A 12,081-nucleotide genomic window follows, 5' to 3' on the forward strand; every position below is an offset into this window, starting at 1 on the left:
CAGGAAGCAGCTTGACTCCAGCGCATTCAAATGCAATCGTAACGTTACGATTACAAAATAATGGCACTTTTGAGCGACATTTGGATAAAGTTGGGGAGGAGAACCTATGTCCTGGCTACGCATTTCCTTAACAGCATTCGCAATCTCGGCTGCCTTGCCCGTCCATGCGCAAACAGTCACCATCACGACCGCAGGTGGCGATTATGGCAACGCCATGAAGGAGGCCATGTGGGGGCCTGCTGCAAAAGAGCTCGGCTATGATGTCCGCGAGGAGACCCTAAGCGACGGCCTGCCGCCTTGAAGATGCAGGTCACATCGGGTGCGGTCACGACCGACGTCATTCACCTGGGCTCACCGGAAGGTGCCCAGGCGGCCGCACAATCGCTGCTGGAGCCACTCGACTACAAGATCATCGACCCAAAGGCCGTGCCGGAGGGTGCGAAGTCCGACTACTGCTATCCGTTCGATTCCTATGGCACCGTCATGTCGTGGAACACCAAGACCTATGGCGAGAATCCGCCGAAAACCTGGGCGGAATTCTGGGATGTTGCCAAATTCTCGGGCCGCCGCGCGTTGCGCGCCAATGCGCAAGACTCGATCGAGATCGCGCTTCTCTCCGATGGCGTAGCACCGGCGGACGTCTATTCCGTGCTCAGCACGCCGGAAGGGCTAGAGCGCGCCATCAAGCGGCTTGAAGCGATCAAACCAAACGTTGCCGTGTGGTGGACCTCGGGAGCTCAGTCGGCGCAGTTGCTGAAAGATGGTGAGGCGGATTTGGTCATTACCTGGAACGGACGGGCTCAAACCGTGAAAGCAGATGGCGGCGCGGCTGACTACACGTTCAAGGGTTCGGTCATCGGCACGGACTGCCTTGGGGTGCCGAAGGGAGCGCCGAACAAGGAAGCCGCGATGAAGCTCATCGCAGCGATGACGCAGCCTGCGCGAGTTGCGAAGCTGACCGATTTCATTGCCTATGGCCCAGTCAATCCTGCGGCATATGAGGGTGGCCTTATTCCCGAGGACCGTCTGAAGACCCTTGCGACCGCGCCTGAAAATGCTGGCACTTCGGTGTTTTCGAATTCAGAATGGTGGGTCAAGAATGGCGAGGCTGCCCAAAGAGCCTTCGATGAAATGATGGCCCGCTGACTCTCAGCTCTAATGCATATCGCGCAAAAGTGTGCAGCGGATTTGCGACAACGACATGCATGAAAACAAGAACCTAAAGCGTGTCGCGTGAGGCCGGTCGAAGGCGACGCGCCTTAAGGCTGGAGCACATGATGAAGTCGCTCGCGATCACCATCGAAAGCGTGCACAAGGCTTATGGATCCTACGTCGCACTGGATGATGTTTCGCTCGACATTCAGGCTGGCGAATTCCTCACGCTGCTAGGGCCATCGGGATCGGGCAAGACCACGTTACTCATGGCTCTGGCCGGTTTTGTCCGGCCGGATTCCGGTAAACTTCTCTTGGGCGATCGAGACATCACCCGCCTGCCGCCCAACAAACGAGACATTGGCATAGTATTCCAGAATTACGCCCTGTTTCCCCACATGAATGTCCTGGCGAACGTCGCGTATCCGCTGGTGCTGCGCAAGATACCGAGAGCGGAGGCGCGTCAGCGGGCGCTTGATACCTTGGCCCGCGTGAAGCTGGATGGCCTGGCGGAGCGCAATGTTGCCGCACTATCCGGCGGCCAACGTCAACGGGTGGCATTGGCGCGGGCTATCGTCTTCGAACCGCGCGTGATGTTGATGGACGAGCCGCTGTCGGCGCTCGACAAGAATCTGCGCGAGACCATGCAGTATGAGATCCGGCGCCTGCATGATCATCTAAGGATCACCACAATCTATGTGACCCATGACCAGCGCGAAGCGTTGATTATGTCTGACCGGATTGCGGTGATGAATTCTGGCCGCATCCAGCAGATAGATACGCCGCAGCGGATTTATGATCGTCCATCGACCCGCTTCGTCGCGGAGTTCATGGGCGAGGCTAACATTGTGGCGCCAGGCTCAGCACGCAGAATCGACGGCGCCGAACCATCACGCGAAACTCTGATGATCCGCGCCGAAAGCTTCCATCTTGATGCGAAGCTCGTCGGGGGAGACGGAGTGGCTCTCGAAGGAATACTGCGCGCCAAAGTGTTCCGCGGCGAGAATTGGCTTTTGACGCTGGCGCTTGACGGTGGGCAAGAGGTTCTTGTCTGCATTCCGGCAGCGCTGGCCGGCGGCTGCGCCGAGCTTGCCGCCGGTCAGCGGATGACTGCATATGCACCAGCAGCGAAGGTTCACGCGATACCGGGAGCGATGGCGTGATCGTCGTCCGGGATCCGGCGCTCGCGGCGGATGCACGGCGCGAGCGGCGGTTTTTTCTTTCGCTTTCGCTCCCGGCGCTGTTCATCGTTGGGCTGGCGGCGATACTGCCCATCCTTTGGATCATCCGGCAATCCTTCCTGACCACCGGGGGTGAGTACACGGTCGGCAATTACCAGAAGGTCCTTTCGAGCGGACTGACGTGGTCGGCGCTCGTCACGACCCTCGAACTGTCCTTGGGTACGCTGGCGGCCTGCATTCTTCTCGGCATCCCTCTGGCGCTGGCTCTGGCCAGCGTCAGACCAAGGGTGGCCAACGTGCTGATGGCGTTCGTCATGCTGCCGCTGTGGACCTCCATTCTGGTGCGTACCTATGGTTGGCTCGTGCTCTTGCGGCGCGATGGCCTGATCAACGCGGCGTTGACCGGTTCAGGCCTGACGGCGGAGCCATTGCCGCTGGTCTACAACTTCACCGGAACGCTCATCGGCATGGTGCACTACATGCTGCCACTCTTTCTGCTGCCTGTTTATGCTGCGATGCGCGATATCGACCCAAATCTCATTCGCGCGGCAGCGAGCATGGGAGCCACTCTCAGGCAGGTCATCCGCACAGTCATTTTGCCGCTATCGGCGGGCGGCATCTTCTCCGGTTCGATCATCGTCCTCATCTACGCCATAGGTTTTTTCATCACGCCGGCGGTGCTTGGCGGCGGCAAGGTAAATCCTCTCTCTACCCGGATCGAGCGTACACTATCGACCTTTCAGGACTGGGGGTCGGCGAGCGTCCTGGGCATTCTGCTCCTCGTTCTTATGGCGCTGATCGGTGTGATGTTGCTGGCGGCACGCCGCCTGGTGGCCCAGAACACAGTGGAAGCCCCCTATGCTTGAAGCCTATCCGCAAAACAGGCTCGCCCGCATTTTGCTCTGGAGCTTTGCCGCTCTTGTCATGGCATTTCTGATGCTGCCAACGCTCGTGGTGGTGCCGCTTTCCTTTTCGGCGTCGAATCTCCTCGAGTTTCCGCCGCACGCCTACTCGTTGCGTTGGTATGAGAACTTCTTCGGCTCGGCAACGTGGATGGCTGCGCTCAGAACGAGTTTGATCCTTGGGACATTGACGGCGTTGATCGCGGTGCCGTTTGCGCTGCTCGCCTGCATTTCAATGAATCGGCTAGGCGGAAAAACCGCTGCGATCATCCAGAGCGTCCTGCTAACCCCCTCGATCACCCCGGGTATCCTGCTTGCGATCGGTCTCTTCTTTGTCTTGGCTGCACAACATCTGATCGGAACGCTATTCGGTGTGCTGGTCGGACATGTGGTGCTGGCCGTTCCGGTCGCCTGCATTGTGTTGCTGCCGGCTCTCGCCCGCTTTGACTGGAACCAGGTCCAGGCGGCGCGCAGCCTCGGTGCAAACTGGGCCAGAGCCATTGGCGGAATAATCGTTCCGCAACTTCGGATCAGCTTGCTGTCGGCGACATTGATGGCGTTCCTGACTTCGCTCGACGAGTCTGTGATTTCGATCTTCATCGCAAGCGGTCGCAACAGCACGATGCCGAAGCTTATGTTCCTGTCGCTGCGCGATCAGATCGATCCGACCATTGCGGCGATCTCGACATTGTGGACCGTCATCGTGGTGGCCGTGGTCCTGATTGTGACCCTTCGCCAAAAATCCTGACCGAGACTGGAAACATGCCCACCAATCACCATGCAGCCGACGATCTGACGGATCATTCGACGGACATCCCTCAGGTAGGGTTGGGCATCATCACCGGGTCGGCAAACTGGGGGCTTGCCTTCCCGGAAGATGTCGAATTCGATGGTGTGCGCACGTTGCGGCGCGACATGAGTTTTGAAACGCCTTTCGGTCGTACCGACAACTGGAAGCTGCTCGAGTTCGATGCGTCGATCACAGCCGAAGGGAGAGCAAAACGTGCGTTGTGCATGTATTCGCACGGCAATCCCCGCGACCGTATCGACCATTCCTGCCATCGCCGCGCGTTCTGGGTATTGATGCGGGCGGGTGTACGGCAAGTTCTCGCCTGCTCGACTGTAGGCGCCGTCAACAAGGCGATCCAGCCGGGCGACATGGTGGTGACCGCCGACATCATTGAACTGACGCAGACCCCGTTTTCACTGCTTCCTGACCGCCAGAGCTTTGACTGTTCGGGCAAGCAAATCGTGTGTCCAAGATGTGCGGCGGTTCTGGTCGAAACGGCCCGCCGTCATTGGCCAGCCGAATGCCGCGTTTACGGCATCGAACAGCAGTTGGTGGCTGCCCATTGTTATGGGCCCCGACTGACAACGCCAGCCGAAGCCTTGGCGTATCGGGGCATGGGTGCGGATGTCCTCAACCATTCCATCGCCCCTGAGGCGACCTTGTCGCGCGAGATCGGCGCGTGTTTCGTGCCTTGCGCATTCGTGACGGCGGGCTTCAACGACTATATGGATCGCAATCGCCAGAAATTGCTGCAGGAGGACGTGCTGCCCAGTCTCTCCATGACAGCCTCGCGGGTCGCGCTGGAGACCGCCGCGCGACTTCCCGCTGATCCGGAATGCTCCTGTCACGGCTTGAAGTCGCCTCAGCCGAAAGAACGCTCCAGCCGGTTCTGAGACGACCTTGGTGCGCCGGATAGCTGAAGCTCTGCCACCGACCAAGAATCCCGAGGGCGCTGCATTGGGCGTGTTTGCGACGTTCGAAACGCTGAGGGCGGCGTTTGAGGATTAGGGTCAAAACTCAATCAGACTGGCTGCCGCCAATGGCCCAGATGGGCGGAACTTGCCGTTTGAATTAGTCGGCGGGAATGAGCACAGAGCGCCATTTGCTGACAATCATGGCGCTTCAGCATTGCGCTCGTTCTCGCTACGACCTGATGCGGACCCGAAGCGGATGGTCGTTTGATCCGGTTAAACTCAACGCGCCACCCGACCACATGCGCCATCTCGAGACGTTCCCGAAAACCCCCACGTCGGTCGCGACTCGACCATGGAGCGGAAGTACAGGCGAAGTACTGTTTCGTTCGAGATGGCCTGGTTCAATCTCCAGCATCCTCCTCCTGCCATACTGGCCGGAGCGAGTGCCGGCCGCGAGCGAGTGGCCTTTGAGCGTAGCTCAGAGCGTCTTGCTCATCATCAGGATCGGAACCGGAGCGCCGCCACGGTCATCGACGAATTTCTCGGCGGGTTGGTAGCCGCAGGCTCGATAGAGCGGCTCTCCTGCCATCGTGGCTGCCAGATCGGCACGGCGGAAGCCCTCAGCCTTAGCGGCACGTTCACACAGCGAAAGGATAAGGCGGCCGACGCCTCGCCGGACAAAGTCCGGATGCGTATACATGGCTCTGATACGCGCCGCGTCCGTGGCTGGATCAAGCAGTGCCGCGTTGCGTCCCGGTGACTGATCACCACCATACATGGTCGTGCGCCGGCTCCAGCCACCGCAGCCTGCCAGGACGCCGGCGTGCTCCACGACGAAATAGGTGCCATCATCGACAAGCTGCGTGTCCAGCCCCATGATTGCGCGGCTGGATCGGATCTGGTCATCGTCGAGAAACGGTTTCTGGAGTTCGGAGATCGCTGCATCCATGAGCGCAATCATGGAGGCGAGGTCCTCGCGTCGCGCTATCCGGTGCCGAAAGTCTTCACTGGCCATGTTCAAGCACACCATGAGGCGAAACAAACGCACGATATGGCGAATTTCGTTCCGTCAGAAGACCAAAATGTTCGCTGCTGCGGCAGCCTTGGGACGCCTGTCGACAGCAGGCCGAAGGTATAACCAATGACAGTCATTCTGGCAGCCCCGCCATGCGATAACCTTCCACGATATGCCGGCGCACGTCTTCGGCTGGGAATGGCTGCGAATCCGACCAGTGCCGGATAGTGAAGTGCGGATTGCTTATCATGAACATTTTCGCCTCCCAGCGCGCTTCCTCCAAACGGCCAAGTTGCGCAAGGCTTGCTGCAAGCAGGCGTCGTGAAGTCGTGCGATAGGTTTCGGGCCTGCGCAGCGTTTGGATCGCGGATTCGTAGTCGCCCATGGCATATTGGGCCTGGCCCAACATCCAGTAATACCAACCGGGCGGGTGAGGGTTGAGTCGCAGTGCCCTGCGGACCTGCTCTATGGCTTCGGCAGGTCGCCCCTTTTCAGTCGTCAACTCGGCCCGCATCGCCCAAGCGTCGGCGTGGTTGGGGTCCAGCTCGTGGGCAGCATCGAATTCGGCATCCGATTCCACCCAGCGACTCTCATGTCCCAGTATGACGCCCAATACCCATCTGTTCCCGGCGTCGTTCGGGTCGAGTTCGACCGCCAGCTGTGCTTCGGCGAGCGCTCTTGCGCGGTTGGGGTCCATCGGTTCGTCCCAGAACTCCCAGCCCAGCCAGAGGTTGAGTGCCAGCCAACGGTGCGCCTCCGCGTATTCCGGGTCGAGCGCGATTGCCCGGTTCAGCAGCAAAATGGCCTCTTTCGCGGTGAGCGCCGTTTGCAGGCCAAGGGCCCGGGCACGCACACAGAGATCATAGGCCTCCAGGTTGCTCGGTCTGTTGCGCGCCGGCGCGGTGGTCAGGCGGCCAACCAGAGCCTCGACAATCTTGCCGGTCACCTCGTCCTGAACGGCGAAGATATCTTCTAGGCTCCGATCGAATCTTTCGGCCCAAAGGTGGTCACCCGCGATCGCGTCGATCAGTTGGGCGTTGATACGCACCCGTCCAGCGGCCCGCCGTGCACTACCTTCAAGAAGATGGCGAACTCCCAGTTCTCGCGCGATGCGACGCACATCCACGTGCCTGCCTTTGTATGCAAATGCCGAGTTGCTGGCGATGACGAACAACTCGCTTGTCCTCGACAGATCCGTAATCAAGTCTTCGGTGAGGCCATCGACAAATGCCTCCTGCTCCGGATCATTGCTCATGTTCGTAAAGGGCAGGACGGCAATGGAGGGCTTGGCGGGGAGCTGCAGAGGCGCTTTCTCCGCGAGCCCGCCATCGTCCGATGCGGTCGACAGCCGGATCCGGTAGACAGACACTGGTTCGGTGACGTTCTTGATCGCTTGCGGACCAAGTTCGTCGAAGCCGCAATCGAGCTTCCGCTTGACTTGGTCGTAGACGCTGCCGGACACACAGACATCTCCTGCCCCGGCCATTGCCTGGAGCCGCACTGCGACAATGACGCCGTCGCCGAACAGATCGCCGTCCTCGACAACGACATCGCCCAGATTGATGCCGATATGCAGGTAGATTCTCCGGTCGGCGGTCACACCCTCGTTTGCGGCCGCCATCCGCTTCTGAAGGTCCACGGCGCATGACACGGCGTTCACCGCGCTTCCGAACTCGACCAGAACGCCATCACCCATCACTTTCACAATACGGCCATGACGGTCGCGGACGAGTGGTTCGAGGATTTCCTTCCTCGTCCTCCTTAAAGCGGCCAACGTTCCTTGCTCGTCCAGGTCCAGAAGTCGACTGTAGCCCACCACGTCGGCAGCCAATATGGCGGCAAGGCGGCGTTGGGCGCGTTCTTCGGCCATTTCGCGTTGCTTTCATTGAAAGCAGAAAAGCGAATTTTATGCCGCCCATTTCAAAAGTCTATCAGGTTGACTTCGAGGCTCGATCGCCAAGCAGCTACATAGGGTGATCGCGCCTGTCGATTGTCCCCACTGGGGCCACGACTTGCGCTTGGGGCTCGTCTTGGAGAAGGTCAGCAAGGGGTCAGTGCCGAGTGCCGCGAATGTCGGCTATCGCGCAGTGAAATGGGCTGACGAAGGGCAGCTCAGGGTCAACTTGCGTCGTCAGGGCTCTCGGCGTCAAAGGTCCGAGAGGGTTCGAAGTCGGTCGTTCAGAGTGATTGCGTTTTGACTCCAGAGCGCCGCGCGTCATTGGACGCGCAAAGGACGCTATAACACTTTGAATTTGCATGATCCTTTCCGAACCGGAGGTCAGCGCAGCAAAACCATGCCGGTTTCCGGGTGTCATGCCCTAAGGCAGCCTAAACCGGTATTCCGTCACGTGATGGTAGATCTGGCCCGGCCACAGCGTGGCTTGCGGGAAATACGGCCGGTTGGGCGCATCCGGCCAGATTTGCGGTTCCAGGCAGAAGCCTGAAAAAGGCTTGTACTGGCGGCCGCCCAAACCAGGCGAAGACGGCGCCAGATACTGGCCGGTATAGAGCTGGACGCCCGGCTCGGTGGTCCAGAGCTCCATCTCGACGCCGGAATTCGCGCCTTGCGCCCATGATGCCTGCTTCAGCGGCCCGCGCGTCGAGGCAAGGCAGAAATTCTGGTCGTAGGGGAGCTGTTCGCCCTCGGTCTCCATGCGCAGCGGCCGCGCCTGGCGAAAGTCGAAAGGTGTGCCGTCGACCGGCTTGACCGTGCCTGTCGGAATCAAATCGGCGTCGACAGGAATATAGGCGCCGGCATTCAGCATCAGCCGGTGGTCGAGAATGTCGCCGGCGCCGCCGTCATCCAGGTTGAAATAGGAATGCTGGGTGAGGTTGCAGAGCGTCGGCTCCTCGCAGGTGGCGGTCAGTTCGATGCTGAGCGTGCCGGGGATCTTCAGCCGGTAGGTGCAGGTCACGTCGAGCGCGCCGGGAAAGCCCATCGTGCCGTCGGGGTCATGCAGGGTCAGCGTGACAAAATCCCTGCCATGCAGCGAAACCGCCCAGGCTCGTCGCGAAAAACCTTGCGAACCGCCATGCAGCGTATGCTTTTCGAGGAAATTGCGCTCGGTCTGGTAGCGTTTGCCGGCAAGCGTAAAGCGGCCGTCGCGGATACGGTTGGCGTAGCGCCCGACGACAGTGCCGAAGAAGGCCTTATCCGTCTCATAGTACTGGAAACGATCATACCCGAGCACCAATGGCGCCTCGTGCCCGGCCAGGTGCAGATCCTGGATGATCGCGCCCAGGCCGATAATGTTGGCGGTAAGGCCGCCGCCACGGATGGTGAAACGGCGGACTTCCTCGCCCGCCTGCGTCGTGCCGAAAACCTCGCCGTCCTTCATCGCCATGCTCGCAAGTTCGTTGCTCGATCGACGCCAGCCTGGCCTTTCCGAAGCGGCCCAGGATCGTTTTCGGTATTACCGTATGAGGCTTCTAGAGACCAAGTCCGCCGATGCAGACATATTTGGTGTCGAGATAATCCTCGATGCCCTGATGGCCGCCTTCCTTGCCGAGGCCCGATTCCTTGACGCCGCCGAACGGCGCCTCAGGCGTGGTGATGAGCCCTTCATTGACCCCGACCATGCCGTATTTCAACCCTTCCATGACCCGGAAGGCGCGGCCGAGATCGCCGGTGTAGAAATAGGCGGCCAGCCCGAACTCGGTATCGTTGGCGAGTCCTACGGCCTCTTCCTCGGTCTCGAACTTGAACACCGGCGCCACCGGGCCAAAGATTTCTTCCTTCATGAAGCGCATCTTCGGCGTGGCATTGGCGATCACCGTCGGCTGGAAGAACGAGCCGCCGAGCGCGTGGCGCTTGCCGCCGGCGACGATCTTGCCGCCTTTGGCAGTAGCGTCGGCAATCAGCTCCTCGACCTTCTCCACCGCCTTCTCATCGATCAGCGGTCCCTGCTGGACACCGTCTTCGAGGCCGGAACCGACCTTCAGCCCGTTGCTCGCAGTAGCCAGCTTTTCGACGAACCGGTCATAGATGCCGGCCTGCACCAGGAAGCGGTTGGTGCAGACGCAGGTCTGGCCGGAATTGCGGTATTTGGCGGTGATGGCGCCAGCGACGGCCCGATCGAGATCGGCGTCGTCGAAAACGATGAACGGCGCATTGCCGCCGAGCTCCATCGACACTTTCTTGACGGTCACCGACGACTTCTGGATCAGGATCTTGCCGACCTCGGTCGAGCCGGTGAAGGTGATCTTCTTGACCAGCGGATTGGCACAGATCTCGTCGCCGATCTCGCCGGCGGCGCCGGTCAGGATGTTGATCACGCCTTTGGGGAAGCCGACTTCTTCGGCAAGCGCGCCCCAGGCAAGCCCGGAATAAGGCGTCTGCGACGCCGGCTTGACCACGGCCGTGCAGCCGGCGGCAAGCGCCGGGCCGAGCTTGCGGGCCAGCATCGAGGATGGAAAATTCCATGGCGTGATGGCGGCGATGACGCCGACCGACTCCTTGGTCACCAGGATGCGGCGGTCCGCCCAGGGTGACGGAACGACGTCGCCATAGGTGCGGCGGCCCTCTTCGGCGAACCACAATATGTAGGACGCGGCCGAGCCGATCTCGCCCTTCGATTCGAACAGCGACTTGCCCTGCTCGATGGTCAGCAGTTCGGCCAGCACGTCCTGATTGTCCATCATCGCGTCGTGCAGCTTGCGCAACAGCTTCGAGCGTTCGAGCGCGGTGGTCTTGCGCCATGTCTTGAAGGCAGCGTCGGCGGCCTCGATGGCGCGGCGGGTCTCGGCCTTGCCCGACTTCGGCACGGTGCCGATCTTGAGGCCGGTGGCAGGGTTGTTGACGTCGACCGTCTGGCCTGAATCGGCCTGCACCCATTCGCCATTGATGAGATTGGCCTGCCGCATGAAATGGCTGGTTTTCTGAAGCATGATCTCGCCTCCGTTCGGCACCTGGCGGGCCGGTCGCTGATTTCGTGAATGGACGTGCGCGATAGCATCGCTAGAGCCACTGCTCTTAGCCCAGGGCAAGCCCCGCAAGCAATCACAAGATGGCATATAGGGTTTAGGCCAGCCAAAGCGAGAGCGATCCCGCCGGGCTCCTATCCAAAAATATGGACGACCACTGTCAGCCAAAACGCAGTGGTCACGACCGCACTGGCGGTGGCGATGGTCATCTGGTTCGATGCCAGCGCCTGGCCGGTGTTGAACTGCACGGCAATGAGATAGGAATTGATGCCGGACGGCAACGCCGCAACCATGACCGCCACTTTGGCGGTCAATGGCGGCAGGCCGATCAGCCAGACCAGGCAAAGAACCAGTGCTGGCATCAGGAACAGTTTCAGCGCCGACAGCGCCAGCGCCGGGCGGACATTGCCGGAAATACCGAAACGGCGCAGGCTTAGCCCCATGGCAAACAGCGCCACCGGGGCGGCCGTGCCGGCCAGCGCGTCGCTCAACCGCGTCGCAAGCGCTGGCAGCGGCGTACCGGTGAAGCGCCACGCGAGCCCGGCCAGTATGCCGATGATCAGCGGGTTGATGAATACCCTCCTGAGAAAGCTCGTGATGACGCGGAGCGGATGCACAGGCTCGCTGCCGCCGCGGCCGAACATTTCGAACAGGATGATCGAGGCCATCATCATCACCGGCAGGTGAATGGAAACCAGCAGCGACAGCACTTCGAACCCGGCCGGGCCGAACACGCCGATGATGAAGGGAGCACCGAGCAGGACGACATTGGAATAGGACGACGACACGCCGCCGACGACGCCGGCGCGTGCGTCTCGTCCGAAGATGCGCGTAATGACCAGATGGCCGGCAGCCCAGGTAAGCGCCACCGCTGCGAAATAGGCGCCCCACAGCGACCACGGCGCCACGCCGTGGAAATCCGCCTTTATCATGGTCTGGAACAGCAAAAGCGGCATTGCCACGTTGATGGCGAATTCGGATACGCCCTCGCCGCTCGCCGGCTTCAAATAGCCGGTCAACCCGGCAAGATAGCCGAGCCCGACGAGACTGAAGACGAAGAGGACGGTTTCGGTAAGCGGAGACATTTTTGCCGTGATAGGCGAGCCCTGATCGCGGCGCAATCGCCCTTCCCTCGCGAATGTACCAGCCAACAATCCGGCCGCTCGGATCTTGCCCGAATTTGCTCATGGTTGGATGGCAGCGC

Annotated in this window: 11 protein-coding genes; 6 read left to right on the forward strand and 5 right to left on the reverse strand. The window is 60.5% G+C overall.

Annotated elements, in window-relative coordinates; genetic code table 11:
- The first annotated feature begins 106 nt into the window (after positions 1 to 106).
- From NKI01_RS01910 to NKI01_RS01935, 6 genes are all read left to right on the forward strand, one after another.
- Complete coding sequence (locus NKI01_RS01910; RefSeq protein ID WP_352961648.1) at positions 107 to 301, forward strand: hypothetical protein; 195 nt, start codon at positions 107 to 109, stop codon at positions 299 to 301.
- 2 nt (positions 302 to 303) lie between these two features.
- Entirely contained in the window at positions 304 to 1,146 is an 843-nt protein-coding gene (locus NKI01_RS01915; RefSeq protein ID WP_352961651.1) for an ABC transporter substrate-binding protein, read from the forward strand.
- A 131-nt stretch (positions 1,147 to 1,277) separates the two neighbouring features.
- The gene (locus NKI01_RS01920; protein ID WP_352937391.1) at positions 1,278 to 2,315 is read left to right on the forward strand and encodes an ABC transporter ATP-binding protein; all 1,038 of its coding nucleotides are present in this window, start codon (positions 1,278 to 1,280) and stop codon (positions 2,313 to 2,315) included.
- Complete coding sequence (locus NKI01_RS01925; protein WP_352640453.1) at positions 2,312 to 3,199, forward strand: ABC transporter permease; 888 nt, start codon at positions 2,312 to 2,314, stop codon at positions 3,197 to 3,199. The genes NKI01_RS01920 and NKI01_RS01925 overlap by 4 nt, the downstream gene beginning before the upstream one ends.
- Positions 3,192 to 3,983 (forward strand): ABC transporter permease, encoded by a 792-nt coding sequence (locus NKI01_RS01930; RefSeq protein WP_023719987.1) that lies wholly within the window; start codon positions 3,192 to 3,194, stop codon positions 3,981 to 3,983. The genes NKI01_RS01925 and NKI01_RS01930 overlap by 8 nt, the downstream gene beginning before the upstream one ends.
- A 14-nt stretch (positions 3,984 to 3,997) precedes the next feature.
- Positions 3,998 to 4,918: a phosphorylase family protein gene (locus NKI01_RS01935; RefSeq protein WP_352961654.1), complete on the forward strand. Its 921-nt coding sequence runs from the start codon at positions 3,998 to 4,000 to the stop codon at positions 4,916 to 4,918.
- A 499-nt stretch (positions 4,919 to 5,417) separates the two neighbouring features.
- On the opposite strand, the gene NKI01_RS01940 is transcribed toward NKI01_RS01935, so the two are convergent.
- The 5 genes from NKI01_RS01940 to NKI01_RS01960 form a co-directional block, all read right to left on the reverse strand.
- Positions 5,418 to 5,888 carry a GNAT family N-acetyltransferase gene (locus tag NKI01_RS01940; RefSeq protein WP_352894252.1) on the reverse strand — a complete coding sequence of 157 codons (471 nt, stop codon included), beginning with the start codon at positions 5,886 to 5,888 and terminating at the stop codon, positions 5,418 to 5,420.
- A 199-nt stretch (positions 5,889 to 6,087) separates the two neighbouring features.
- Positions 6,088 to 7,824, reverse strand: a complete 1,737-nt coding sequence (locus NKI01_RS01945; RefSeq protein WP_023719984.1) for an adenylate/guanylate cyclase domain-containing protein — start codon at positions 7,822 to 7,824, stop codon at positions 6,088 to 6,090.
- A gap of 448 nt (positions 7,825 to 8,272) precedes the next feature.
- Positions 8,273 to 9,298, reverse strand: coding sequence for an aldose epimerase family protein (locus tag NKI01_RS01950; protein ID WP_023719983.1), 1,026 nt, complete (start codon positions 9,296 to 9,298; stop codon positions 8,273 to 8,275).
- An 85-nt stretch (positions 9,299 to 9,383) separates the two neighbouring features.
- Positions 9,384 to 10,841 carry an NAD-dependent succinate-semialdehyde dehydrogenase gene (locus NKI01_RS01955; protein ID WP_352640456.1) on the reverse strand — a complete coding sequence of 486 codons (1,458 nt, stop codon included), beginning with the start codon at positions 10,839 to 10,841 and terminating at the stop codon, positions 9,384 to 9,386.
- 170 nt (positions 10,842 to 11,011) lie between these two features.
- A complete protein-coding gene (locus NKI01_RS01960) occupies positions 11,012 to 11,962 on the reverse strand; it encodes an AEC family transporter (RefSeq protein WP_352495988.1) in 951 nt (316 codons plus the stop codon).
- Between the last annotated feature and the right edge of the window lie 119 nt (positions 11,963 to 12,081).

Origin of the sequence: Mesorhizobium sp. M0815, assembly GCF_040319995.1 — a bacterium.
Taxonomy (GTDB): domain Bacteria; phylum Pseudomonadota; class Alphaproteobacteria; order Rhizobiales; family Rhizobiaceae; genus Mesorhizobium.